Here is a 24,156-nt window from a genome sequence, read left to right on the forward strand (position 1 = left end):
TCGCCATGAGAAAATGCCCCATCTCATGAAAGAATACAATCACTCCCAGCCCGAATATTATGGCAACAACACTCAGCATAATTTACTCACAATTCCGGAAGCAACGGCTCTCGCATTCCTGTCAGCTTCGAGTATATCCTCAAGACTCCCGATAGAGAAGGATCGATGAAGGGAAAGCACTTCATCAATGATTTCCGCAATATTCCCAAAGAGAATTCTGCCATCGAGAAACGCTTGAACAGCAATTTCATCTGCCGCATTTGCCACTGCCGGAAAAGTCTCTCCATCGATTCCGGTCTGAACAACAGTACTGAATGCAGGATACCTTGTCTCATCCATTTCCCTGAACGTGAGTGTTCCCCAGTTAAAAGGTCTATCACCAGCAATTAAATCAAGCTCCCCGTCCGGCCACTGAAGTGCGAATTGAATCGGTACTTTCATGTCCGGCTGACCGAGCAGAGCTTTCCATGAACCATCCTCGAGTCTTATGAATGAATGCACAATACTCTGTGGATGAATTACCACATTAACGGGAATATTCTCGAAAAGCCAGCCTGCTTCTATAACCTCGTATGCCTTGTTAACCATGGTTGCAGAATCTACAGTGATCCTTGAACCCATTTCCCAGGTTGGATGTTTCAGAATCTGCTCAGGTCCGGCAGTTCTGATCTCATCAATTGGCATCAGGAGTGTGGATCCGCCACTCGCGGTTAAAGTAATCCCTCTGACAGGTCTTCTTTCTGACTGAAGGCATCTTGCGATTGTACTGTGCTCGCTGTCTACCGGTATCACCTTCCCAGCCTTCAGATGATCTTTCAGCAGTTTACCACCAATAACAAGGCTTTCCTTGTTCGCAAGCGCAATCGGTATATCCAGTTCCTGGCATAGAATGCTGGCTTTGAGTCCGGCGCTTCCAACTATCGCGTTGAGAACTATGTCAGCGCCTTCTATGACCTGATCAAGAACTTCAGTTCCTTTGATGATATCATGCGGAATATCTCCTTCAGGTGAAACAATCGCACTCATGGAAGGGAGGAATTTCTCCTTCTGCTGTCGAAGAAGGCTGCTGTTTCTCATGCATAGAATTGAATGAAGTTGCAGGTCCGGTCTGGCATCGATTATTTCAAGTGCCTGTCTACCGACAGAGCCGGTACTGCCAAGAACCGCAACTTTTCTGATACTCATAAGGAACCTCCTGCAGATCCGTAGAACATAAGTATTAACCATACTACAGGAACTACAGCAAGAATACTGTCAAACCGGTCAAGCACACCTCCGTGCCCCGGAAGGATTGAGCCGGTGTCCTTTATGCCTGCATCCCTTTTCAGAGCGGATTCAAAAAGATCACCTGTAACAGCAGCTATTCCACCTGCTATTCCGGTCGCGACCATCAGAAACAGTGGGAATCCTGCTCCAGCTGTACCTGCGAACACTGCTCCTGCAACAGCTCCCGCCATACCTGCAATGAATCCCTCCCAGGATTTTGCCGGGCTGACAGCGGGTGCCAGTTTGTGTTTTCCGAAGGCACTTCCAATGAAATAGGCCATCGTATCTGCAGCCCAACATAGAATAAGCGGTATGAAAAGAATCCAGGGTGACTCAAAATCAAGTCTCAATCTTGCCAGAAGACCAAAACCGAGCGCGATAACAGCCATGATTCCGATGCTGCCCGTAATCCTTTTTCCTGCATCGGTAACACCCTCCTCGAGAACCCACCAGAGTGACATCACTGCACCTGGAATCAGGAGAATCACTAAAGCGAAAGCAGGATCAAGCAGAGAAACTGATGCAGCCGCACCTCCAGCCAGAATCGCTCCTCCTACTTTCTTTGAAATTCCTGCACCGGAGTCCAGGAGAGAAATTGCCTCTGCTCCGCACAATGCTGCTATTGAAGAAAATAGTATGACTGTAAGAATCGGTATATTCAGAAGAGCTACCGCAACAAATAGTCCAATACCTGGAACGGCAATGGCAATTCTATTCACAAGTGAATGAAATGGCTTCATCAGTTACCGCCAATATCTCCAAAACGTCTCCGCCTGGATCCGTAGTCCTCGAAAGCCTCCTGCAGGTGTTTCCGTCTGAAATCAGGCCATAAAGTATCGGTAAAATACAATTCTGAATACGCTGATTCCCATAAAAGAAAATTGGAAAACCTTTTCTCCCCGCTCGTACGAATTATCAAGTCAGGATCGGGTACGTCAGGAAGGTACATGCGCGAAGAGATTGATTTTTCTGAAATATCCATCATGGATTTACTGCCGGCTTTAATATCACCGGCTATGCGTTTCACGGCATCAACTATCTCCGCTCTGCCGCCGTAGCTCAATGCAAGAATCAGGTTCAGACCCTGATTAGATTCTGTCCTGGTAATAGCTGCGTCAAGATCAGCACGGGGTTTTGCGGGAAGATCATCAAGTCTGCCTGTAGCGCGAATCTTAACATCTTTGTCATCAAGATTGTCAATGTTATTTTTTATGAATCTGCTTAGAAGGAACATTATGAAACTGACTTCAGCCTTTGGGCGTTTCCAGTTTTCTGTAGAAAAGGCGAATAGAGTAAGGTATTTGACTCCAATCTCGCCGCAGTATTCAACTGCTTCATGAATGGATTTCTCAGCAGCTTTATGTCCATCAATTCTTGGAAGACCGCGCGATCTTGCCCAGCGACCATTGCCGTCCATAATAATACCCACATGCGTGAGCAGAGAGTTATCAGACCTCAAGAATGTCAGCTTCCTTCACCTCAAGAAGTCTGTCTATCTCGGTAATGGCATTATCGGCTGATTCCTGTATCTCGCTTAGAGCCTTACGCTCTTCATCCTCGGTAATATCGCTTGCTTTGCTGGCCTTATGCAGCAATTCATTACCACTTCTCCTGATATTCCTGATAGATGTTCTTCCCGACTCTGCCATCGCTCTGACATGACGGCCCAATTCTTTTCTTCTATCATCGGATAGTTTCGGCACAGGAATCCGTATAACCGGACCATCCGCATTAGCTCTGAGTCCAAGATCTGATTTCTGAATCGCTCTTACAATGGCATCAGATGTTGATGGATCGAAAGGCTGAATAACGATAAGCCTTGGTTCCGGTGCGGAAAGACCGGCAACCTGTTTTATCGGGTGCTGCCCTCCCCAGCATTCCACACGGATGTTATCAAGTAAAGCAGGGCTGGCTTTCCCGGTTCTGATAACAGCCATTTCGCGTGCAGTATTTTCTACTGTTTTCTTCATTTTGTTTTTCTGATCTTCAAGAAGCTCGGTTACCATGAATCATTCCTCCCAACAATACTTCCAATAGACGGTTCTGAAAGAATCCTGACAATATTCCCCGGATCCCTGATATCAAAAATACTAATAGGAAGTTCGGCATCGCGACAGATGGCAACAGCTGCAGCATCCATAACCTTCAGGTCGAGCTTGAGAACCTCGTCAAATGATAACTGCGCAAATCGTTTCGCATCGGGATTATGCATTGGATCACTGTCGTAAATGCCATCGACTTTCGTACCTTTCAGCAGCATAGAACAGCCTGTCTGAACCGCTCTGAGTGCTGCCGCAGTGTCAGTTGTCAGACATGGGTTGCCGGTTCCGCCGGCATAAATGACAACATATCCACATTCAAGATAGTCATTCGCAAGGCGGGATGAGAAGGGTTCCAGAAAGCCAGGCATCGCAATGGCAGAAAGCACGGCAGCATTACCACCGTGCTTCTCAATAGCGTCTCTAAGTGCAAGACTGTTAATTACAGTAGCAATCATTCCCATCTGGTCCCCGGTAATTCGATCTACTGACGAAAGATCTCTTCCCCGGATGAAATTGCCCCCACCTGTTACGATTCCAACCTGAATACCATCTGAAACAAGATCCATCAAGGAATCTGTCAGCTTCTTTACTGTAAGAGAATCAAGACCGTGACCAGTTTCGCCAGCCAGAACCTCTCCGCTTAATTTAAGGAGAATCCTGACAGGCTGGTCTTCCTCTTTCATCAGGTTCCTATGGAGAATCTGGCGAACCGACTGATAACGATATTTTCACGAAGTTTCGCTATCAGATTGGTAAGTGCATCTTTAACTGTTCCTACTTCAGGATCATCCGCCCATTCCTGATCAAGAAGACAGGCTTCAGCGTAATATTTGTCCAGTCGTCCTTCAATGATCTTCTCTATGATGTTATCCGGTTTACCAGAATCTTTCAGCTGCGCAAGAAGTACTTTCTTCTCAGCTTCAATTTCTTTTTCCGGCAGGTCATTGCGGGATACAACACTTGGAGGATATGCTGCTATGTGCATTGCTACCATTTTTGCGAACTTCTTGAAGTCATCGGTTCTGGCAACGAAATCGGTTTCACAGTTAATCTCTACCAGCACACCGAGCTTGCCGGGAGGATGTATATATGATACAACCAGTCCCTCCGAAGCTTCTCTGAGAGCTTTCTTGGATGCAACTTTAACACCCTTTTCCCGAAGGAATGAAATAGCTCCCTGCATGTCTCCATTGCTTTCTTCGAGCGCTTTCTTGCAGTCCATCATTCCTGCTCCAGTGGCTTTTCTCAGTTGTTTCAGATGATCTAGATTAACGGACATTATTCACCCGAATCCTTTCCCTCTTCCTGAGCATTTTTCGGCTTTTCGCTGACTGAAGCTGTATCCGTTGTAATATCTCCAGCAGTTTCTTCTGCTGCAGCCTTCTTTTCAGTCTTTCTGGCCGTAGTTTTCTTTGCAGGTGTATCTGCTGTTGTCTTCTCAGATCTGGCAGCAGTTGTTTTCTTCTCCGGTTTAGCGGCAACCGTTTTCTTCTCCGGTTTGGCGGCAGCTGTCTTCTTCTCCGGTTTGGCGGCAACCGTTTTCTTCTCCGGTTTGGCGGCAACCGTTTTCTTCTCCGGTTTGGCGGCAACCGTCTTCTTCTCCGGTTTGGCGGCAGCTGTCTTCTTCTCCGGTGCGGCAGAAGCTGTCTTTCTTTTTTCAGCTTCAACACCACCTGTACTATCATCCGTCGGGATCGGTTTCTCCGCTGTAGTATCAGGAGCAGCCCCTTCAGCACCAAGAATGACGTGATCAGCCAGAGTACCAATAATCAATGAAATGGATTTGATCGCATCATCATTTCCCGGAATCGGATAATCAACTTCGGTCGGATCACAATTCGTATCAACTATTCCGATACAGGGAATATTAAGTTTCCTTGCTTCATGAACAGCAATCTGCTCCTTCTTGATATCGACAACCACGACTACTCCAGGCAGCTTTTTCATGTGACGAATACCTGTAAGATCCTTCTCCAGTTTTTCCCTTTTTCTTCTTTTCTGAAGAATCTCCTTTTTCGTCATGCTTGCAGGAAACCCATCCTTCTCAGCCTTTTCAAGTTCAACCAGGGTTTCTATGCCTTTAGAAATGGTCTTGAAATTAGTGAGCATGCCCCCCATCCATCTTTCAGTAACGTAGTACTGACCACATCTTATGGCGTGTTCCTTCAAACATTCCCTTCCCTGCTTCTTTGTGGCAACGAAAAGAACGCTTTTTCCGGACGCGACAGTTTTAGCGATCAGATTGGAGGCATCCTCCAGAAGGGCTCTGGATTTTTTGAGATCAATGATATGAATACCGTTTCGAGCCATGAAGATGTAATTCCGCATTTTCGGGTTCCATCGACTTTTCTGGTGACCGAAGTGAATTCCGGCCTCCAGCATTTCCTGCATGGAAGGTATTTCCATTTAATTATCCTTTCGGTTATCCGCCGGCTGATTTGATTGAACCAATCTCCGTGTAACGGAGACACCGAGGTTATCACCACCAGCCGTGTGTATTCAGATGAGGCAGATAAATATCATGCACATCTGTGTTTATCGTTTTGAGAACTGGAAGCGCTTTCTTGCTTTCGGCTGACCGTATTTCTTTCTCTCGACTATTCTTGGGTCTCGCCGAAGCATCCCTTCCGATTTCAGCAAAGGCCTGAATTCGGGATCTATTGTAACCAGAGCTCTTGCTATTCCAAGTCTTATTGCGCCGGCCTGCCCGGTAATTCCACCACCGTGAACATTTACAAGCAGATCGTACTTGCTCGATACTCCAACTGTTTCAAGTGGCTCAAATGCATGCTCAAACTGCCTGAGAAGGACAAAATACTCTCCTGGGTCTCTTTGGTTAACCTTGATTTTACCGTTTCCAGGTCTCAGATAGCACCTTGCAGTTGCTTTTTTTCTTCTTCCTACACCTATGTACTGCTTCATCTCACCTCCCTTGAAACATTAATTTTAAGAATCTGTGGTTCCTGAGCTTCATGCGGGTGTTCATTTCCGGCATAAATCTTCAGTTTCCTGATCTGCTTTCGAGCAAGTCTGTTCTTTGGCAGCATCCCCTGAACAGCTTTTCTGAGAATTCTGTCAGGATGCTTATCAAGCAGTTCTATCATGCGAGTAACCTTCCTGCCACCAGGATATCCTGTATGACGATGGTACTCTTTCTGCTCAAGCTTTCTACCCGTAAACCGCATTTTCTCAACATTTGTTACAATAATGAAATCACCGGTATCGATATGCGGAGTATATACCGGCTTGTTTTTGCCCTGAAGTATCATGGCAATTGTCGAGGCCAATCTTCCAGGAGAGTGTCCTGCGGCATCGACCAGCCACCATTTTCTCTCAATTTCTCCGGTCTTGGCCGAATAGGTCTTCACTTTCATGAACCTCCATTGATCAAGCAAACTTCTTAATCCAGTGCTGCTGCACCAATATTTCCAGTGATTCTTCAGAAGAATATCGCTGGAACACATCTACTTACAAGAACTACCTTCTACTTATCCGAAAGTTATACCATCCCTGAAAGTTCTGCTTCTCAGATAACTCCCGCAACTCTGGAGTGTATTACCGGATGCAAAACTGCCGAAGGGAACAGGTAAACTGCTTTAATTCAGTCAAAAAGTCAAGGTCAGAAGATGTACTCATTCTCTATAATACCGGTTATTTCTTCAAGCAGTTCACGTCTTCGAGCCGAGTTATAGGTTCTGGCAGCTTTTGAGCCGCCGTAGATATTTCCGCCATAGAAAGAAAGGCTCAGCCATCCGAGAAGGACAGATGTGGTTGTGTTCTCTTCCTGCAACGATTCGTAGAACAGGTAGGCCATTAATCCATTAACTCCCAGCGCAATCACTCCATCCGTGAAATGCCCGCATATCATCTGTCCTGACCCCGGTAATACCGCGCTGGACAATCCACACCAGAAGGGACTTCTTTCAGGCAGAGAGGAACCTCTGGAGACAACCCCTGCAAGCCGTTCCGCTCCGGAAGCAAATGGCCCTCCGGAAGATGATATCCTTGAAAGCTCTTCCGCCGAGCTGTCCCATCTTCCCATTCTAGCGTACATAAGCCCCGCCATGATATCTGCTCTGTTCTGTATTCCAATATCGGCAGCAGTACGAGCGGCATCGACATACGCAAGCCTTGCCGAAGTGAATTCACCGGTTTCCTCCAGTACTGCACCTGCTCCCATGAGAGCACCCGCCTGCATATCACGATCAGTCAGATAGCCACCAAGGAAAGTATAGAGAAACAACGCGTCGCTGAAGCGGCCAATTTTCTGCAGGCATCCGGCCAGCCGGAGCGAAACCAGAGGACAAGAGAGAGTATCAGCATTGTTAGCATGAATAATTCTGAGATATTCTCCGGCAGCCAGCTCGTATTCTCCGCTTGAGTACAGAAAATCGGCATAGCCCGAATCAGGAGTTGAATGTGGAAATACTGTCAGAATGGCAGCAAGGATTGTCCCCAGCATATGCTTTCCTCTCTTTCCTCAACCGGATCCGATACACTGTACATTCCCGCTTCCGGATAATCGCCATACCCAAGTGATGCCGGATGGCATCTGGTCCACCTTTCAAGAGCCATCATCATTCCTACGACAAACCCGTGCGTCTGCATCGCCTCCTGGCCGTATTCTGAACAACTGGGAGAAAATACACATTTCCTGCCCAGGAGATCTCTAAAAACAGCCCTGTATTGAATGAAAAGAACATCACCGAAAGAATTTTCGATCTGAATTTCATCGTTCACCTCAGCAGGATTACTGAATATGCTGAACTGATCGGCATGATTCCCGGATAGCATGAACATGGCAATAATCTGGCAGATAATCGAGAATTTCATGAAAACCCGTGTTCGCATTTGCCTTCGAGCCTGTCCAGTGAGCACGCTTTCACTCCGCCGTCTTTGAAGATAGAAGTAATCTCATCATTCCAGACTGCAGGTACAACCCACAGCTCATACCCCTCCAGCAAAGCTGCTGCGGATCTGCCAACCAGTGACAAAGCTCTTTTCGAAGGGGGTATTCTTTCTGAAAACGATTGCGGGATTACAGCGATGTTATCTTTAACAAATGGCAGAAGCAATGAGATACCCGGCCATGGCTGTAATCGGAGAGGTCGACTGAATCCGTGTTCCCGAAGTATCTCCCAGGTATATCTGTATATATACCTTGCCTTTCTTGAATCAAGCCGATTATCAAGCTGCAGGACAGACCTCCTGAGTGCAGGAGGTGCTGGTGATGACAGAACTTCTGCCATGACCGACGGAAGATACAGGGGAATCTCAGAAACGGAATCAGGTTCAAGCATCCTTCTGCCAAGTTCTGTCCAGAAGTAAAGGAACCACCGGTTCCTCACGAAGTATCCTCTCCTGAATCAACAAAAGCACTCTTTATTACCATCATGATAAGATCTGAGTTGAATCCTCTGCGCCTCAGGTAACCGGCAGCTCTTCGAAATGCCTTATCGCTATCAAGGTGAGCATATCTGCTTTTCACAGTTTTTATCAGAATCTCAGACAGCTCGTTGTCGTCATACTCTTCAAGAATACTATCGATGATACTTTCTTTAATCCCCCTCCGCCGGAGTTCAGCACGAATCCGGTATTTCCCCATCGGAGAATTATTGGAATGGCTTCGCAGAAAGATAGATGCATATCTTTCATCATCTACAATATTACTTCGCTCCGCCCACTCCAGGGTATCATTAATAACCTGCTCAAGATATTTCTTATCAAGAAGATGTTTTCTGAGCTGGTTGGCTGTATGCTCGGATTTCGCCAGGTATCTCTCAGTGTCTTTTCTGGCTGCAGGTGCCTGTTTACGAACAGCAGCTTCTTCAACAGCAGCAGCATCGATTTCCGCATCAGGTTCAAGTCCCATCCGCACGATCTGATCCTGTGGAAGCAGCCATGATCTTCCGCCTGCTATGACAAGGAACCAGCCTTTCCTGATCTGTCTGATTTCCTCTATGAGAGCCAGTCTCTACTCCTTTTTCTCTCCCGGTTCCTCCTGGGTATCTTCCTGTCCGGGTATTTCAAGTTTCTCCCTTATCTTCATTTCAAGGGAATCGGCAATATCAGGGTTTTCCTGAAGGAAGGTCCTGCTGTTCTCGCGTCCCTGTCCGAGCTGAATGTCCTCCATTGAGTACCATGTTCCCCTGCGTGTTATCAGACCGATATCCATTCCCAGATCAATGAGTTCACCATGTCTGGAGATTCCGAAACCATGGAGAATATCGCATTCAATATTCCGGAATGGGGGGGCCAGCTTATTCTTAACAACTTTTATTCTTGTACGGCTTCCTATAACTTCATCACCCTGCTTCAGAGATGCAATTCGTCTTACATCCAGACGTATGCTGCTGTAAAACTTAAGTGCTCTGCCGCCGGTTGTAGTTTCAGGATTGCCGAACATCACGCCAATTTTCATCCGGATCTGATTGATAAATACCACAGCACAATTCGAGTGAGACACTGCACCGGTCAGTTTTCGGAGAGCCTGTGACATCAGCCGGGCCTGAAGGCCTACATGGCTATCACCCATCTCACCTTCAATTTCAGCTCTGGGCACAAGCGCCGCAACAGAATCAATTACTATGACATCGACCGCGTTACTTCTAACAAGCATTTCAGTTATTTCCAGTGCCTGCTCACCGTTTGAGGGCTGAGAGACCAGAAGATCATCTACTATAACACCCAGTCTTTCAGCATAAGTGGGATCAAGAGCATGTTCAGCATCTATAAACGCAACCTCACCCCCATTTTTCTGAGCGCTGGCAATGATATGAAGGGCAAGAGTTGTTTTTCCTGAAGCTTCAGCTCCATATATTTCCGTAACCCTTCCCCTGGGTATGCCTCCAATTCCCAACGCGGCATCAAGAGCAATTGAACCTGTTGAGATTATGTCTATTTTCATGTGAGGGTGTTCACCCAGTCGCATTACCGCACCCTGTCCAAATTGTTTCTGGATCTGGAGAAAAGCCGCTTTTAGAGCTTTTTCCTTCTCGGCAGATTTGCGTTTTTCAGACATTGAACTACCTTTCTGCTAAATGAAGATCGAATCTTTTCAACCTGCTGTACTCCGGTCCAGCCGGAGTCAGTCTGCTGTTAAATATAACCGCTTCATGAAATATACCCTGCAGTACCGGTGGTTCCGGAAGTTGCGGCGATGCGGATGACTTTTTTCGTCTGGCAATCGTTATATGCGGAAGATATTTTTTACTGTTAGTCCTGCCGCGATCATCCGGGATTCCCCCGAGATCTTCCGCCATATGCGAGACTGCGGATGGGAAACTTCCTCCAAGCCAGTATACGAATGGAAGTTGATCCTTACCACAAAAAGATCCAAGTTTATCAAGTGTGAATTCCAGCAGCCCCATTTGTCTGGAAGACAGCAGTTTCTCAACTTCGAGTATTCTATCTCTTTTTATGTCTCCAAAGAATCTTAGAGTCAAGTGCATGTGCTCAGGTTTGACCCATTTGAGTGAGGGGTGAAGATATACTAATTGTTCCTGCCATCCGTGAATTTCCCTGATAATGTGTTCCGGCAGCTCAAGTGCTACGAATATCCTCATTTTCCATCTTCTCGTAATCTCGAATACAACATCGAAAGAAGATAGCTTGCCGATGCTTTTCTGACCACTTCTCTCGATTGTGAACGGGAATGGGGAAAATGCTTCATCTCGGCTGTACAGGATCCGTCTCTGTCGACTGCCATGCAGACAGTTCCAACCGGCTTTTCGCGTGTTCCGCCTGCTGGACCGGCGATTCCTGAAATGGAAATCGAGTAGTCAGTTCCGGTAAGACTTCGTATACCACCGGCCATGACAGTAACCACTTCATTGCTTACTGCGCCAAACTCCTGAATCATTGCTGTCGGCACACCGAGCAAATCTGTTTTTATCCTGTCCGAATAAGCTATGACTCCGCCTGTGAACCATTTTGATGAACCGGGTTCGGAAGTAAGCAACATTCCCAGGAGTCCTCCTGTGCAGGATTCAGCAACTGAAAGAGTTTGTTCATTCCGCCGCAGAATCGCACCGATCTTCCTGACCAGAATCCTGTCAGATAATTCCATAGATTTGATTTCCAATAATGATGATAACCGCTGACAGTACACCGGCAGCAACATCATCAAGCAGTATTCCAGCAGGAGATTTCATTTCGTCAAAAACTGATACCGGCCATGGCTTCAAAATATCAAACAATCGAAATAGGATGAATGCAACGGTAATTCCCGCAATACCCCATGAAACAGGAACTGCAAGGCATGCAATCCAGCACCCTGCAAATTCATCGATCACCACCCGCGAGGGATCATCGCCCCATAATCTCTGACCGATTGAACCGCTCCAGTATCCAACTGGAAGAATAACTGCGAGAACAAGTAAATGGAATGAATTTCCAGAAGGGATCAAAAAGAACAGCAATGCGGATATCAGACTTCCGGCAGTTCCGGGAGCAACCGGCAAATACCCCGCTCCAAAGACTGTCGCAATAGCTGTTCCGGTATACCGTGCCAGGTTCTTCACAGCACAAGCCGCCTTAGAATAGATCTGTTTCGCCAGAAATAATCTGCTCCGGAAATTATGGAGAGGAATACAGCGATGAGTATCAGGGTATCAGCAGATAACAGCAGCAGACTTTTGATGGATAACATCGATCCTGAATCAACAGAGGATAGAAATGCTCCTCTTTCAATATGTGATCCGTAATATAGAACTGAGAACAACAGATAAAAGAACATGGACAGCATTTGAGACAGAGTCTTGTATTTGCCCATTCGCGATGGCAGAATAAGCACTCCCGCATACGCTGCTATTGCTCTGAGCCCTGTAACCAGAAGCTCCCGGCCTATTATCAGGTAGAGAGCCCAGGCAGGTACAAGATCAATCTGATTGAGACCGATAAGCGCAAGAGCTACCAGCAGTTTGTCTGCCAGAGGATCAAGAAATTTTCCGAGATTCGTTATCCAGCCGTATTTCCTTGCAAGGTACCCATCGTAAAGATCAGTAAGAGAAGCAATTGCAAAAACGCCAAGAGCAGCTATACGTGATCCTTGCCTGTTATCAATAAGGAGAATCATGAATAAGGGACTAAGAAGAATTCTGAGAATAGATATCCGGTTGGGCCAGTTCAACTGCAACTGTCAAACCTTCTGTCTACCCTCAAACGCCTGCATAAGCGTAAGAGAATCAGCGAATTCCACAGAGGCTCCGGGGGGAAGACCTCTTGCAAGTCGAGTAATCCGAACACCTGTTTTTTCAAGAGTTCTGGCAAGATAGGCTGATGTTGCTTCTCCGTCAGCTGTAGAATCCAGCGCCAGAATAATCTCATCAGCTCCTGAATTCTCTATCATCTTCTTCAATTTACTGATACCAAGTTCATCAGGCCCCATTCCGTCAAGCGGAGCAAGGAATCCGTGCAGTACGAAATACTTTCCCCTGAAAAGTCCGGCATCTTCGATTGAACGCATATCAGCGGGATTGTGAACAACGCATACAGAATCATTACGAGATGTGCTTGAGCAAATATCGCAAACTTCATTCTCCGTGATATTTCTGCAGATCTGACACTCTCTAACTTCTTCCCATGTCAATTTCAGAACATCTGAAAGTTCCTTTGCAAACTCCCTGTTATCCGCAAGACTGAATGCGAGTCTAAAAGCGGTTTTTCTGCCGATTCCGGGTAGTCTCTGAAGCTGCTCAGCGAGTCTGTCGAAAAGCACAGAGCTCACATTATTCCCCCAATTCCCGGTATTCCCAGGGTATCCATCCTGCTTTTTGACAGCTTCTGGCTCTCGGATACTGCATTTTTTACCGCAACCAGAACAAGATCTTCGAGCATTTCAATATCATCGGGATCAACTGCATCCTTCGATATACTGAGCTCAACAAGTTCACCTTGCCCTGTAACTACTGCTTTGACAAGACCATCAGCAGCAGAACCTTCTACTCTGGTATCTTCAAGCTCCTCCTGAATTCTTTGCATGCCGTTCTGCATTTTCTGAGCCTGGGCCATCATTTTCCTGAGTTGTTTCTGATCCATTAATCCTCCCGCATACTCCAGACAGATCAAACGGCGTCAAACAGACCCATGATCTTCCGGGAAGTTTCCTTTTCTTTCTCATTATCAATACCGCTCTTTGAAGTAACATCCTCTTCTTCAGATTCACTTTCACCTTCGCCCTTAGATTTATCATCCTGCGAGTCTTCGTGTGAATCATCCTGCGGATGCAAGCCCTGTGCAGTAATTTCAGAATCCTCTTCAGGTAGTTCTGCGTTACTTCTCTGTTCAGTGTTCTCATTCCGCTCATTATCAGAGATTCCAGTTTCTCTGACGGGTTCCATCTCTTCTGCACGCTTACTTTCCAGAGTGACCGATTCACCTGATGAAAGGACAGCCTCAGCTTCATTCCGTGCGATTGTCACAGCTACATCAGGCAGATCGCTGATTGGAAATACACAGGATAATTTGGATGCTGTCATTATCGCAGTCTCAAGAATAACTCTCGGAAGAGTGCTTCTTTTGATTTGTATTGCGGCTCCGCTGATAATTCTCAGGATATTAAGAACCGCCACATCAGGAATATTCGGAGCCATTGACCTGAGAAGTTCAATTTCAGAATCCGGAACGTCTTCCAAACTGCCTGAAGCACCGGAAACAATCAACAATAAATTGCGAAGGAAAACGGTCAAGGCATCTATCAATTCATCCACACTGTAGCCTCTTGCAAGTGCTGCGGAAACCGAATCAATAGCTTTCGCTGTCTCTCCTGCCAATATATTTGTTGTAATAACGGCAAGAAGATCGGTCTCTACGATACCAAGAAGTTTTACTACTTCCTCGCCACGAATCTCAGTGCCTGAATAACTTACAAGCTGATCCATCAATGAAAGAGCATCCCTCATACTTCCCCCGCTGGATCTGCATACGAGACTAAGTGCTGTGGAATCAAGGCTGATCCCCTCTTTGGAGGCTTCCATTCGAAGATACTCGGACATATCAGTTACTGAGATCCGTCTGAAATCAAATCTCTGGCATCTGCTGAGAATCGTGTCGGGCACTTTCCTCGGCCGCGTAGTTGCAAAGATAAAAACCACAGAATCAGGGGGTTCTTCCAGTATCTTCAACAAAGCGTTGAAAGCTTCATTTGTAAGCATGTGAACCTCATCGATGATGTAGATTTTATATCTCCCTGATACTGTTGCATATCTTGCTTTCTCGCGGAGATCCCTGATCTGATCGATACCTCTATTGCTTGCACCATCAATTTCCAGAACATCCATGTGATTACCAGCGGCAATCTGTCTGCAGGAATCACATTCCTGACAAGGAGTCGGAGTTGGTCCATTTTCACAGTTCAGAGCCTTTGCAAGTATTCGCGCAGTTGTTGTCTTTCCAACTCCGCGAGGACCGGTCATCAGGTACGCATGTCCAATCCTGTCAGTTTCAATTGCATTTCTGAGAGTAACAGTCACATGATCCTGAGAAAGAACCTCTTCAAAAGACTGAGGACGCCATTTTCGTGCAAAAACCAGATAACTCAAGCAAACCTCCAATCGGGAAATGCTGGCCGTACAAATCTGCTGGACATGCTTCACGAATCGTAAAATGCAGCCAGCTCAAATCAGGTTGGCCTGAGTCACCCGACAGTCTCCGTTTACCGCTGCTACCTTCCGGTCCTGACGGGGTTCACGGGCTGGCGTCGCTCAAGTCCTGATCATCAACACCGCTTACAATGAAACAGACTCGCTACGCTATGCCGCACAGAGTATCTCAGCCCCGCTATAGCGGATTGCGGGTACAGGGCACCGCTAGCTCCCCGCCCAGCACGGCCAGCGGAAAGAATATACTTCGAGGAGATAAATGAGAGAAGAGGGAGTTTCTATTCATTACAGACTCAGAGGCATAACAATTTCCTCTGAGAAAGATGCAGAATCCGGTGATTCCATACCGGAATTTTCATTATTGTATTCCCGTTTATTGCACAGAATTGAAAGTGCAACAAGCACCAGAGTACCGATCAATACGATGGAGAAACCAGACTTCTTCAAGAGTCCTGTAATCCTTTTTGAACCTGATCCAAGTCTCACTGCAGCAATTGAACCACCTTTCTTTCTGAATCTGATACGGGTTTCCGCGACCATCTCTTCGAGACATTCAGCAAGTGGATCATTGTAGAGTGATGTATGCCTGGCAGCAACAACTGAACCAATGAGTTTTCTTAGTCCGTGGGTTACAAGTATTACAGACTGGCCATATTCCAGCACAAATCGATGAAAAAGAATATCGTTAATCATCGAACTGCCTTCCATGCTCTCCTCCTGAATATCTCCGTGTGTTAGAAATGCATGGCATGTTCCTGTACTGACAACCCGGACTTCACAGCCGAGAACCGCGATAGAAGCAATTGAACATGAGTCATGTCCATTCTCAGAGTTTTTCTTTAAAACTTCATTGAAAGCGTTGTTCAACGCATCATCAATGCCGTAAGCTACTCCCTCAGCAAATGTGTCCCTTACTATGGCAGCAGATGTTAAAGCACAGGCAGGATCATTCTTTTCGCATTCCGCGACAACGACTACACTCGCAAATGGAGGCGAAGCTTGAAAACCATCTGAAACCGATGCCATTTTTGTTGATAGGCGTCCCGGCTGATTCAGCCAGGCAATTTCTATTTTACTATTCCTCATGTTTGAAATTACATATAAAAATGGTGGAGATGAGCGGGATCGAACCGCCGACCTCTGCCTTGCGAAGGCAGCGCTCTTCCAACTGAGCTACATCCCCACCGGCAGGCTGAAATTCTGAAATAATCTCGAAGATGAATAAGTACACGATTCCCCTCGAGTTCACTCGATGAGATAGAGTTTCCCAAATCCAGTTATTACTGTGTAATTATCAGGGGAATTCTCATTCGACAGGACTATTCCTGGATCTGAAGCAATTATGGATGCAGTTCTGACATTGAAGATCCTGTTATTCCCTCCAAGCAGGATAACACGTACTGGAGAAGGGGTTCTGAATACGCCTTTCATTTGCACCTGATCCTTCAATACAGCAAGCGAATTGTCCGGTTGACCATCCAGCGGTTCAGAACTTATCGATCCGGTAGTAAGGATCAGAGCACTGAGCCGAACGGTCATATTCTCTGACAATTCCAGAATCAATGGCTCCTCAGGGCCACAGTTCAGCAGGAAGGTTCCGCAGCCGACAATAGTGCAGGTTCCGTCTTTATTAATATTAACAGAAAGAGTATCCTCGAATACAGTAAGCAGGCATTGATCAATATCAACTGACCCGGAAGTCAGATAGACGGTAAGCAGTCCTGAATCAATGGACCAGGGATCAAAACTCAGAATGGTTTCCTCTTCCTGAATCTGCTCCTCGACTTTTTCGTCTTCCTGAATCTGCTCCTCGACTTTTTCCTCTTCCTGAACCTGCTCTTCGGGTTCTTCTACCTCAGAAGGAGTTTCTTCCTCCTGACTCTTACCTATTAGAACTTCAATTTGCGCAGAGTCTGATTCGCTTTTCTCAGAAGTTTCTTCATCGACTATTTCGGTATGGGGTTTTTTCGTTTCTGCATCGTTGAAGATCGCCTGCAGAGATCCACTGGAAGTGTAAGTGGAATCACTCTCCTCTTCCGTATCCGGAACCCTGGCGTCAGTTTCAGTATCTGAAGCTGGCTGATCTGAATCTTCTTCCACACCCTCTTCTTCCTGTTCCTGTTCCTGTTCCTGTTCCTGTTCCTGTTCTTGTTCTTGTTCCTGTTCCTGTTCCTGTTCCTCAACAGTTTCTGTTACTTCTTCACCTGATTCTTCAATTTCCTCTTCACTCTCGGAGGGAATCGATGCTGTACCAAAAATCTCATCCAGAGTCGGGCCTTTCGGTTTCTTTTTCGCATCAGGAATTTCTTCAATAGTTGATTCGGTATCTCCCTGATCATCGGATTCTGAGTCTCCTGTGTTGTCAGTTTTTTTACCGTCTGATGTATCTGTCTCCTCTGCACCGGATTCTGAGAAAACAGACTGGAGAGTCTCAGATGTTGAGACTCCTATATTCTCAAGTAATTTTGAGATATCATCTGAATCATCTTCTTCAGATTCATCGGGAGATAATCCTATATTCTTGAGAAGCTTCTCAATACTGTTCTCATTTTCATCCTCTGAATCAGCAAATAAGCTATCGGTTGGAACGTCGGGAAACACCTGAATACCCTCCCTGAGTTGTTCATTATCCTGTTTTTCATCCAGCAACGAATCAGGGGAAGTATCTGTTTTGCCGCTTGATGCAGCAAATATGTCAGCAAGATTCACACCTGATTCTTTTGTTCTTGCGGCAATTCGCTTCAGTGCAACCGCAGCTCCATGATGATCTGGTTCATCTTCACGTACAACACTGTAATTATCATACGCAAGTTGATATTCGCCAAGCTCTTCCAGAACCTGAGCTAACCTGAAATTATTACCTACAACACCATCTTCAAGTGTAATAAGTATTTCCAGCTGAGACCTGGCTTCAGTCCAAAGTTCCATACTCATGCAGGTATCAGAAAGAATACTTCTTGCTCTAGGCCTGGTTCCGATAAGCGATATAGCCTTGAGTAAAAGTTCTCGAGCCTGTTCAGGAGATCCACCTGCAAGGTAGTTTTCAGCATCTCTACAAAGAGTATTGTAGGTTTCATCGGTAAATGTATCAGACATATAATCCTCCCTGATAAAGAAACCTCATACACCGTAGATCATAAGTAAATATGACTCAATAACCTCAGTGACAGATACTCAGAGTATCTGAAATCGGCATACGGCCAGGGTGGCGGAGAGAGAGGGATTCGAACCCTCGAGAACGAATACACGCTCTACACGGTTTCCAACCGTGCTCCTTCGGCCAGCTCGGACATCTCTCCGCGCAAGTGTTAATTGATAGATAATATACAGTAATCTGTCAACTTCAGAAACCATTCAAGAATCTCCGGACAGAATCCGCCACGATCAATATATTACTTGCCAGGACACTCGCATGCAATCTCTTCCGAGATGCCCTTGTCCCCATACGTTTTGTCGAAATGTGCCTTGAATTCGGAAGCCAGCTTCTCTGCCCGGTTCCTGTAGGCTTCCCGATCGCTCCATGTATTCACAGGATCAAGCATTGAATCATCAGGTAATCCAGGACAGGTATCCGGAACCATCACGTGAAATACCGGATCTTCATGAAAGCTCACATCGCTGAGTTTTCCGGAAAGTACAGCATGCACCATTATTCTGGTGAGGGGAAGGTCTATCCTTGAACCAACTCCGTAAGGCCCACCGCTCCAGCCTGTATTGATGAGGTATACCTCTGTTCCGTGCGCATCCATTCTCTTGCCCAGCAAGGAAGCATAAACTTCCGGGTTTCGGGGCATGAATGGTTCCCCGAAGAAGCGTGAGAATGTGCTGGCAGGCTCAGTTATTCCTGTTTCAGTTCCAGCAAGCTTACTGGTGTAGCCCATAAGGAACCAGAACATGGATTGTCCTCTGTTGAGCTTCGAAATTGGAGGTATTACACCGTTCGCATCTGCTGTGAGAAAAAGAATTATTGCTGGATGACCGGCTACAGATGATTCCTTTATGTTGGAGAGGTAACGAAGCGGATAGGAACCTCTGGAGTTAGGCGTAAGCCTGTCATCATACAGATCAAAGTGACCATCAGGATACATCATGGTATTCTCGATAATGGATCCATGTTCAAGGTAATCATCGATATGGAAGCAGGCATTGAATATCTCTGGTTCATTTTTCTCGCTGAGATCAATGAGTTTTGCGTAGCATCCGTTTTCAAAGTTCGCTATCCCGGAATCACTCCAGCCATGTTCATCATCTCCGAGAAGAGCTCTTGAAGGATCTGCTGAAAGCGTTGTCTTTCCTGTTCCTGAAAGCCCAAGAAGGAGAGCGCTTCTGCCATCGATCCCCTCGTTCGCGCTGCAATGAAGAGGAAGAACACCTTCTTCAGGAAGATAATAGTTCATTACAGTGAATATCAGCTTCTTAACACTGCCACAGTATGCAGATCCGAAAACAATCCCGATCCGCCTGTCCATATCCATGCCAACCATCATAGTCGAGGTGTGGCCAAGCCTTGGATCTATCCTCAGGCGGTCCTTGTATCTCACCGGATCCAGTTTGTGATATGGAAGTGCTATGAGTGTAAATGGTTTGTCTCTGAAACACGAATTTTCAGTAACGGTTTCATCGCATGGTCGGAACATATTATCTGTAAATAAAGCGATAAGAGCCATATCTGTTATTGTCCTGACCGGCAGGGAATACGAAGGTTCTGCTCCAATAAGCCTGTCGGTGACAAATACTTCGGGAACTTCCTTCAGAATTTTCAATGCATCCTTGAAGACCATGTCAAAGGTTTCCTGATCAACCGGAATATTATTGGGGCTGGTCCAGTCAATTGTGTCTTCACTTGAACTGCGTTTCACAATTATCGTATCTTTGGGACTCCTGCCTGTTGACTCCGGAGGTGTCCAGGTTTCAAGAGCGCCGCAAGCGCTTACAAGAGCTTCCCCGTTATCAACTGCTTTTCTGATCATCTCTCTGCGAGAAATGTTCTCCATTACATTATTTCTCGAATCCAGAACCTCTGATACTGTTTTCCCAAGTGTCATCTGAATCCCTTCGATAAATTTTGCTCTAAATTGGATTGATACAAGGTTCGTAAAATACTCCATGATCTTTCCTCTAACCAGCATGAATGTACACTCATGCTTTGAAGGAATTCGCCAACCATTTATGTTCCTGCAATGATAAGGAGGAATTTCTCTGAAAAGAATATTCAGATTATCGCCTGAAAATGCATGGTGCATGTACGACTGGGGAAATTCCGCATTCGTTACAACTGTAGTTGCCGCGGTATTGCCTGTGTACTTCGCTGAGACAATTTGTGGTGGAAACACTGTGGAATGGGCATTCCTCGGAAGACAGCTTACAGGCAGCGCCACTTCGCTCTGGGGATATGCGATGGCTCTTGCCGCATTCTTCGTTGCATTACTCGCTCCTGTTCTCGGAGCAACGGCTGACGCCGGAGGAAGAAGAAAACAATTCCTTTTAATAATGACTGGAACAGGCGTGCTGGCAACTGTTCTGCTGTCAATGACCGGAGCTGGAGACGTCTGGCTTGTTCTGGGAATCCTTGTTCTGGGACAGATTGGCTTTGCCGGAGCAAACGTTTTCTATAACTCACTGCTTGTTTCCGTAGCAACACCGGAGAGAAGAGATCTCATATCATCGAGAGGATATGCATTCGGCTACCTTGGTGGGGGCATTCTTCTGGCAATAAACCTCCTTATGATCAGAAAACCATCCATATTCGGTTTTGCTGATGCATCTGTTGCTCTGAGATACGTTTTTCTGTCAGTAGCTGTATGGTGGTCTCTTTTCTCTATTCCGCTTTTTCTCAGGGTTCCGGAGGGGCCTTCGGGGGGAGAACGAACTTTCATCGGCTCTCTGAAACATGGAATATCAACGCTTTTCTCAACATTCAAACACATCAGGAAGAACAATAATATTTTTCGATTCCTGATTTCATTCCTTCTGTATAATGATGGTATACAGACTGTTATCATGATGGCCACAATCTATGGAAAAGTGGAGCTTGGACTAAGTTCAGGGAATCTTATCGGCGCTCTTCTTCTAACTCAGATTGTAGGAGTTCCAGGCAGCCTTCTCTTCGGAAAACTCGCAAAAAAATACGGTTCAAAGCAGATGCTTTTCACCGGCATAATTGCTTATGTGTTTGTTATCCTCTACGCTTTCTGGATGAAAAAAGCTCTTGATTTCTGGATACTCGCAGGAATTGTCGGTCTGTTCATGGGTGGACTACAAGCCGTAAGCCGTGGATTCTACTCAAAGCTTATTCCTGATGGAATGAGCGCTGAGTACTTTGGATTTTTCTCGATTTCTCAGAGATTTGCAAGTATATTCGGCCCATTGATGTTCGCTCTGATAAGTGATATTACCGGAAGCTCCAGGTTATCCATCCTGTCTCTTGCGTTTCTCTTCCTTGCAGGTGGTCTTATTCTGGTAAAGGTCAGAACACCGGAAGAAGCAGTATGATTATTGTATCTATGATATCGTTCTTTCTTTTGATAGTCGAAGAACTTTGTCACAGACTGAACAAAGCAGTTCCCTTATTGGATATCGATCTGACTGATGACTCCTTCGACAGACTGTCCAATGGAAATCCATCAAGAATAACCAGATTGCTTGTATGGATACGCATTGGACAGCTTCTGATTTTCGGAATTCTTTTTGCCTTGATCGCAGCTTTGTCAGGAATGAAAGTTCTATATACAACACCTGGTCAGCTTGCCGGTTTGATTTTGCTGATTCAGGTTGTCAGGATAGCTAACAGAAGAATCATCAAACAGTGGGCAGTACTTGGAAGCGCTGTGTTCCTGCAGATCATACTGCTTACTCTCCTTATCCTTACCGGATTAACGGCAGTGAATGCACATGAATCCGCTTTCTATCAGACTGATTGGATATTGTCATCTTTTTCTTTCATTGTGCTTTTCATGCTGTCTCTTTCATTTCCGCTCGTATGTACCTATTTTATCCGGCTTTTAGCCAGGGAAGGCAGTAATCTCTACTATTTTTCCCCGCCTCTTGCCTTTTCGGAATACTGGATAAGACGGATACTCCGCACTACAGTCTTGATAGCACTTGCGACGTTCCTGTTTCATCTTTTTCTGGTTCTTCAATCCGGTAATCATGCGGGTCCGGCAATACTTCATTTGGTACTCACAATGCTGCTTCTCACATCAGTATTCCTTTTTCGTAATAAACGCAAGCTTCATCATCCTGTCGCTTTTACTCTGATAATAATCGCCTGGATTGTAAATATCTCCTGGCTTCTTGCCGGATTAACAGCAGCAAGCAGGAACTGGATTGGCCAGGGCTAGCATCGAAGCACTACTTCTGCAGCTTCCATTGAATCCATCCGCGCCACTCGAATTAACAGGAAACGTTCCTCTCGCCGGTGCTTCTCTTGCAAGTGCAGCAGGGCTTCATAGGGATTCTGTTCTCGACCAGAATACAACAGATATATCCGGAGATAGAACCCTGGTTAATCTGGTCACCGAAAAATCTCCCCGGCTTATTGCTTTTACTCTTTATTCCTGGAATGTGGAGAGAAGCATTTACATCGCTAAAGAAATAAGGAAAAAATTACCTGATATCATTATTGCAGCAGGCGGTCCGGAAGTTACGGCTGATAATGAATGGCTTCTGAGAAATAAGGAATTCGATCTTTTCGTTTCTGGTGAGGGTGAACCTGTTGCCAGTGAAATACTTACGTATGATTCAGCAATTAGTATCATTGAAACCTCTTCAGGCTTTCTGGAAATAGGTCAGATGGATTTCATCCCCGGATCATGGCCGAATCCATGGCTGACCGGTTATCTGGATCCTTCTGAAGGGGCTTCAATTCATATCGAAACCGTGAGAGGATGTTCCGGCTCCTGCGGCTATTGTTCATACAGGAGAAACCATCCGGTTCCCAGGATACTTCCTGCAGAAGATGCTATTGCACTTCTTTCGAGACTGTCCGGCGCCGGAGCAGGAGAGATTGTATTTCTTGATCCAACATTTAATAACCGACCGGATCTCATCGAGCTTCTTGAAGGAATGATCAGTCTCAGAATTAACTGTTTTGGTGAAATGAGAGGTGATACGATATCAAAACATATCGCTGATGCTATTGCCAGGGCCGGATTCAGGAGTGTTGAAATTGGTTTTCAATCGGGAAATCCAGAGGTTCTCAGACAATCCGGACGATTGGGAGACCCTCAGGATATACTTGATGGCGCTCTTAATCTTAAGAATGCCGGTGTAACTCCTGTGATCGATCTAATGCTTGGTCTTCCGGGCGATACTCCGGCAGGCTCAATCAAATCTGCATGCATAATCAGGGACATGGGTCTGCATCAACATGTTCAGGTTTTTCATCTCTCAATGCTTCCGGGAACACAGATGAGAATAGATTCGGCTGAACGATTCATGCCCCGTCCACCCTACTACCGATTCACAGACATGAGTATGGGAGGATACACGGCAGCAAGGGAGGAAATCGCTGATATTCTTGGTTACGATCTTGATCTTGACCCCAGACCGCTGCTTTTTGATGAATGGGCTGGTACAGAGTATATCGATCTTTCCACAGACACTGAACTGTCCAGACGAATGCCATCGTTCAGGCATGGCGCGATAAGATTCAGATCGGATAATCCATGGAACGACAGGAAGCGGATTATCGAATTCGTCAGAAGCAGGCTGCAGTCCGATCCTTTCTGCATCCTTGATGTTATAATCGAACCTGCTGTTGAATTCCCGCTGGACCTGATCGGTCTTCTGCGTCAACTCGACAATCCTCTTGACTACTCCGGAAGAGTTGCAAAGGTACTTGGCAGACAGGGCAATCTCAGAATAACCATCCTTCTTGCTGACTGGCATGAATTCAACCCAACCTGGATTGAGGCTGCTACCGGTACGTGTTCAATTGTAGCAGACGCACCTTCTCCAACCGAACTCCCTGACAAATTCTGGGATATGGGTGTATCTGTCAGATTGCCCGGAATTGAATGGAATATCAAAGATCTTTCAGCAAGCATCCCTTCAATACACCAGGTTCTCTTCCAGAACAGGATCATGGAAGAACGATGGAGCAGAGAAATCCTGGGAATCTGATAAGCATCGCTTGACATAAACCCCGTGTAGACATATTCATAGATAGTATATACCAGCCTGCATCCATCACAAGTTCTCGTAGCGAAGCGCTGCAAATGGTTGCGGTAGCTATATATGTCGCTGCA

At 46.0% G+C, this 24,156-nt stretch carries 27 protein-coding genes, 2 tRNA genes and 1 other RNA gene; 3 read left to right on the top strand and 27 right to left on the bottom strand.

Features of this window, described 5'->3' with window-relative positions:
* Nucleotides 1-72: 72 nt before the first annotated feature.
* The 27 genes from dxr to K8R76_10465 form a co-directional block, all read right to left on the bottom strand.
* Nucleotides 73-1,185, bottom strand: coding sequence for a 1-deoxy-D-xylulose-5-phosphate reductoisomerase (gene dxr / locus K8R76_10335; protein MCD4848575.1), 1,113 nt, complete (start codon nucleotides 1,183-1,185; stop codon nucleotides 73-75).
* Nucleotides 1,182-2,006, bottom strand: coding sequence for a phosphatidate cytidylyltransferase (locus tag K8R76_10340; GenBank protein ID MCD4848576.1), 825 nt, complete (start codon nucleotides 2,004-2,006; stop codon nucleotides 1,182-1,184). Before K8R76_10340 ends, dxr begins: the two co-directional genes overlap by 4 nt.
* Nucleotides 2,006-2,683 carry an isoprenyl transferase gene (locus K8R76_10345; protein MCD4848577.1) on the bottom strand — a complete coding sequence of 226 codons (678 nt, stop codon included), beginning with the start codon at nucleotides 2,681-2,683 and terminating at the stop codon, nucleotides 2,006-2,008. Before K8R76_10345 ends, K8R76_10340 begins: the two co-directional genes overlap by 1 nt.
* Nucleotides 2,684-2,714: 31 nt before the next feature.
* Complete coding sequence (gene frr, locus K8R76_10350; GenBank protein MCD4848578.1) at nucleotides 2,715-3,272, bottom strand: ribosome recycling factor; 558 nt, start codon at nucleotides 3,270-3,272, stop codon at nucleotides 2,715-2,717.
* Nucleotides 3,266-3,991 carry a UMP kinase gene (gene pyrH / locus K8R76_10355; protein MCD4848579.1) on the bottom strand — a complete coding sequence of 242 codons (726 nt, stop codon included), beginning with the start codon at nucleotides 3,989-3,991 and terminating at the stop codon, nucleotides 3,266-3,268. The genes frr and pyrH overlap by 7 nt, the downstream gene beginning before the upstream one ends.
* The gene (gene tsf / locus K8R76_10360) at nucleotides 3,991-4,587 is read right to left on the bottom strand and encodes a translation elongation factor Ts (GenBank protein MCD4848580.1); all 597 of its coding nucleotides are present in this window, start codon (nucleotides 4,585-4,587) and stop codon (nucleotides 3,991-3,993) included. Before tsf ends, pyrH begins: the two co-directional genes overlap by 1 nt.
* Entirely contained in the window at nucleotides 4,587-5,714 is a 1,128-nt protein-coding gene (gene rpsB, locus K8R76_10365) for a 30S ribosomal protein S2 (GenBank protein MCD4848581.1), read from the bottom strand. Before rpsB ends, tsf begins: the two co-directional genes overlap by 1 nt.
* Before the next feature lie 129 nt (nucleotides 5,715-5,843).
* Nucleotides 5,844-6,230, bottom strand: coding sequence for a 30S ribosomal protein S9 (gene rpsI / locus K8R76_10370; GenBank protein ID MCD4848582.1), 387 nt, complete (start codon nucleotides 6,228-6,230; stop codon nucleotides 5,844-5,846).
* Nucleotides 6,227-6,682 (bottom strand): 50S ribosomal protein L13, encoded by a 456-nt coding sequence (rplM, locus tag K8R76_10375; GenBank protein ID MCD4848583.1) that lies wholly within the window; start codon nucleotides 6,680-6,682, stop codon nucleotides 6,227-6,229. Before rplM ends, rpsI begins: the two co-directional genes overlap by 4 nt.
* Before the next feature lie 245 nt (nucleotides 6,683-6,927).
* Nucleotides 6,928-7,770, bottom strand: coding sequence for a hypothetical protein (locus tag K8R76_10380; protein MCD4848584.1), 843 nt, complete (start codon nucleotides 7,768-7,770; stop codon nucleotides 6,928-6,930).
* Nucleotides 7,740-8,102 carry a membrane protein insertion efficiency factor YidD gene (gene yidD, locus K8R76_10385; protein ID MCD4848585.1) on the bottom strand — a complete coding sequence of 121 codons (363 nt, stop codon included), beginning with the start codon at nucleotides 8,100-8,102 and terminating at the stop codon, nucleotides 7,740-7,742. Before yidD ends, K8R76_10380 begins: the two co-directional genes overlap by 31 nt.
* Nucleotides 8,103-8,137: 35 nt before the next feature.
* On the bottom strand, nucleotides 8,138-8,656 hold the full coding sequence (locus K8R76_10390) for a hypothetical protein (GenBank protein ID MCD4848586.1): 519 nt from the start codon (nucleotides 8,654-8,656) through the stop codon (nucleotides 8,138-8,140).
* A complete protein-coding gene (locus tag K8R76_10395; protein MCD4848587.1) occupies nucleotides 8,653-9,186 on the bottom strand; it encodes a recombination regulator RecX in 534 nt (177 codons plus the stop codon). Before K8R76_10395 ends, K8R76_10390 begins: the two co-directional genes overlap by 4 nt.
* A gap of 96 nt (nucleotides 9,187-9,282) precedes the next feature.
* Nucleotides 9,283-10,329, bottom strand: coding sequence for a recombinase RecA (recA, locus tag K8R76_10400; GenBank protein ID MCD4848588.1), 1,047 nt, complete (start codon nucleotides 10,327-10,329; stop codon nucleotides 9,283-9,285).
* A gap of 4 nt (nucleotides 10,330-10,333) precedes the next feature.
* Nucleotides 10,334-10,873, bottom strand: a complete 540-nt coding sequence (thpR, locus tag K8R76_10405) for an RNA 2',3'-cyclic phosphodiesterase (protein MCD4848589.1) — start codon at nucleotides 10,871-10,873, stop codon at nucleotides 10,334-10,336.
* Nucleotides 10,870-11,433: a CinA family protein gene (locus K8R76_10410; protein MCD4848590.1), complete on the bottom strand. Its 564-nt coding sequence runs from the start codon at nucleotides 11,431-11,433 to the stop codon at nucleotides 10,870-10,872. Before K8R76_10410 ends, thpR begins: the two co-directional genes overlap by 4 nt.
* The gene (locus tag K8R76_10415; GenBank protein MCD4848591.1) at nucleotides 11,363-11,830 is read right to left on the bottom strand and encodes a phosphatidylglycerophosphatase A; all 468 of its coding nucleotides are present in this window, start codon (nucleotides 11,828-11,830) and stop codon (nucleotides 11,363-11,365) included. The genes K8R76_10410 and K8R76_10415 overlap by 71 nt, the downstream gene beginning before the upstream one ends.
* On the bottom strand, nucleotides 11,827-12,444 hold the full coding sequence (gene pgsA / locus K8R76_10420; protein ID MCD4848592.1) for a CDP-diacylglycerol--glycerol-3-phosphate 3-phosphatidyltransferase: 618 nt from the start codon (nucleotides 12,442-12,444) through the stop codon (nucleotides 11,827-11,829). Before pgsA ends, K8R76_10415 begins: the two co-directional genes overlap by 4 nt.
* 3 nt (nucleotides 12,445-12,447) lie before the next feature.
* Nucleotides 12,448-13,035: a recombination mediator RecR gene (recR, locus tag K8R76_10425; protein MCD4848593.1), complete on the bottom strand. Its 588-nt coding sequence runs from the start codon at nucleotides 13,033-13,035 to the stop codon at nucleotides 12,448-12,450.
* Nucleotides 13,032-13,346, bottom strand: coding sequence for a YbaB/EbfC family nucleoid-associated protein (locus K8R76_10430; protein ID MCD4848594.1), 315 nt, complete (start codon nucleotides 13,344-13,346; stop codon nucleotides 13,032-13,034). The genes recR and K8R76_10430 overlap by 4 nt, the downstream gene beginning before the upstream one ends.
* Nucleotides 13,347-13,372: 26 nt before the next feature.
* Nucleotides 13,373-14,848, bottom strand: a complete 1,476-nt coding sequence (gene dnaX, locus K8R76_10435) for a DNA polymerase III subunit gamma/tau (GenBank protein MCD4848595.1) — start codon at nucleotides 14,846-14,848, stop codon at nucleotides 13,373-13,375.
* Nucleotides 14,849-14,874: 26 nt separating this feature from the next.
* Nucleotides 14,875-15,136: signal recognition particle sRNA large type (gene ffs / locus K8R76_10440), an RNA gene on the bottom strand.
* Between the two features lie 57 nt (nucleotides 15,137-15,193).
* Nucleotides 15,194-15,994 carry a hypothetical protein gene (locus tag K8R76_10445; GenBank protein MCD4848596.1) on the bottom strand — a complete coding sequence of 267 codons (801 nt, stop codon included), beginning with the start codon at nucleotides 15,992-15,994 and terminating at the stop codon, nucleotides 15,194-15,196.
* A 21-nt stretch (nucleotides 15,995-16,015) separates the two neighbouring features.
* A tRNA-Ala gene (locus K8R76_10450) sits at nucleotides 16,016-16,091 on the bottom strand.
* Between the two features lie 62 nt (nucleotides 16,092-16,153).
* The gene (locus tag K8R76_10455) at nucleotides 16,154-18,004 is read right to left on the bottom strand and encodes a tetratricopeptide repeat protein (GenBank protein ID MCD4848597.1); all 1,851 of its coding nucleotides are present in this window, start codon (nucleotides 18,002-18,004) and stop codon (nucleotides 16,154-16,156) included.
* A 110-nt stretch (nucleotides 18,005-18,114) separates the two neighbouring features.
* Nucleotides 18,115-18,207, bottom strand: a tRNA-Ser gene (locus K8R76_10460).
* A gap of 93 nt (nucleotides 18,208-18,300) precedes the next feature.
* Nucleotides 18,301-19,953 carry a phosphoenolpyruvate carboxykinase (ATP) gene (locus K8R76_10465; GenBank protein MCD4848598.1) on the bottom strand — a complete coding sequence of 551 codons (1,653 nt, stop codon included), beginning with the start codon at nucleotides 19,951-19,953 and terminating at the stop codon, nucleotides 18,301-18,303.
* Nucleotides 19,954-20,149: 196 nt separating this feature from the next.
* On the opposite strand from K8R76_10465, the gene K8R76_10470 reads away from it, so the two are divergent.
* Genes K8R76_10470 through K8R76_10480 form a run of 3 tightly spaced genes read left to right on the top strand, consistent with a single transcriptional unit; the run spans nucleotide 20,150 to nucleotide 24,031 of the window.
* Nucleotides 20,150-21,400, top strand: a complete 1,251-nt coding sequence (locus tag K8R76_10470) for an MFS transporter (protein MCD4848599.1) — start codon at nucleotides 20,150-20,152, stop codon at nucleotides 21,398-21,400.
* A complete protein-coding gene (locus K8R76_10475; GenBank protein ID MCD4848600.1) occupies nucleotides 21,397-22,248 on the top strand; it encodes a hypothetical protein in 852 nt (283 codons plus the stop codon). The genes K8R76_10470 and K8R76_10475 overlap by 4 nt, the downstream gene beginning before the upstream one ends.
* Nucleotides 22,235-24,031: a B12-binding domain-containing radical SAM protein gene (locus tag K8R76_10480; protein MCD4848601.1), complete on the top strand. Its 1,797-nt coding sequence runs from the start codon at nucleotides 22,235-22,237 to the stop codon at nucleotides 24,029-24,031. Before K8R76_10475 ends, K8R76_10480 begins: the two co-directional genes overlap by 14 nt.
* Nucleotides 24,032-24,156 lie beyond the last annotated feature (125 nt).

Source organism: Candidatus Aegiribacteria sp. (genome assembly GCA_021108435.1).
In the GTDB taxonomy this organism is placed as follows: Bacteria; Fermentibacterota; Fermentibacteria; order Fermentibacterales; family JCC-6; genus Aegiribacteria.

Coding starts and splice junctions, on each gene's coding strand:
- K8R76_10455 (MCD4848597.1), bottom strand. CDS start 18,004: ATGTCTGATACATTTACCGATGAAACCTACAATACTCTTTGTAGAGAT.
- K8R76_10410 (MCD4848590.1), bottom strand. CDS start 11,433: ATGATGTTGCTGCCGGTGTACTGTCAGCGGTTATCATCATTATTGGAA.
- tsf (MCD4848580.1), bottom strand. CDS start 4,587: ATGTCCGTTAATCTAGATCATCTGAAACAACTGAGAAAAGCCACTGGA.
- K8R76_10465 (MCD4848598.1), bottom strand. CDS start 19,953: ATGACACTTGGGAAAACAGTATCAGAGGTTCTGGATTCGAGAAATAAT.
- K8R76_10380 (MCD4848584.1), bottom strand. CDS start 7,770: ATGCTGGGGACAATCCTTGCTGCCATTCTGACAGTATTTCCACATTCA.
- K8R76_10470 (MCD4848599.1), top strand. CDS start 20,150: ATGTACGACTGGGGAAATTCCGCATTCGTTACAACTGTAGTTGCCGCG.
- rpsI (MCD4848582.1), bottom strand. CDS start 6,230: ATGAAGCAGTACATAGGTGTAGGAAGAAGAAAAAAAGCAACTGCAAGG.
- rpsB (MCD4848581.1), bottom strand. CDS start 5,714: ATGGAAATACCTTCCATGCAGGAAATGCTGGAGGCCGGAATTCACTTC.
- thpR (MCD4848589.1), bottom strand. CDS start 10,873: ATGAGGATATTCGTAGCACTTGAGCTGCCGGAACACATTATCAGGGAA.
- K8R76_10340 (MCD4848576.1), bottom strand. CDS start 2,006: ATGAAGCCATTTCATTCACTTGTGAATAGAATTGCCATTGCCGTTCCA.
- rplM (MCD4848583.1), bottom strand. CDS start 6,682: ATGAAAGTGAAGACCTATTCGGCCAAGACCGGAGAAATTGAGAGAAAA.
- K8R76_10445 (MCD4848596.1), bottom strand. CDS start 15,994: ATGAGGAATAGTAAAATAGAAATTGCCTGGCTGAATCAGCCGGGACGC.
- pyrH (MCD4848579.1), bottom strand. CDS start 3,991: ATGAAAGAGGAAGACCAGCCTGTCAGGATTCTCCTTAAATTAAGCGGA.
- frr (MCD4848578.1), bottom strand. CDS start 3,272: ATGGTAACCGAGCTTCTTGAAGATCAGAAAAACAAAATGAAGAAAACA.
- K8R76_10475 (MCD4848600.1), top strand. CDS start 21,397: ATGATTATTGTATCTATGATATCGTTCTTTCTTTTGATAGTCGAAGAA.
- dxr (MCD4848575.1), bottom strand. CDS start 1,185: ATGAGTATCAGAAAAGTTGCGGTTCTTGGCAGTACCGGCTCTGTCGGT.
- K8R76_10430 (MCD4848594.1), bottom strand. CDS start 13,346: ATGGATCAGAAACAACTCAGGAAAATGATGGCCCAGGCTCAGAAAATG.
- yidD (MCD4848585.1), bottom strand. CDS start 8,102: ATGCTATCCGGGAATCATGCCGATCAGTTCAGCATATTCAGTAATCCT.
- K8R76_10345 (MCD4848577.1), bottom strand. CDS start 2,683: ATGGACGGCAATGGTCGCTGGGCAAGATCGCGCGGTCTTCCAAGAATT.
- recA (MCD4848588.1), bottom strand. CDS start 10,329: ATGTCTGAAAAACGCAAATCTGCCGAGAAGGAAAAAGCTCTAAAAGCG.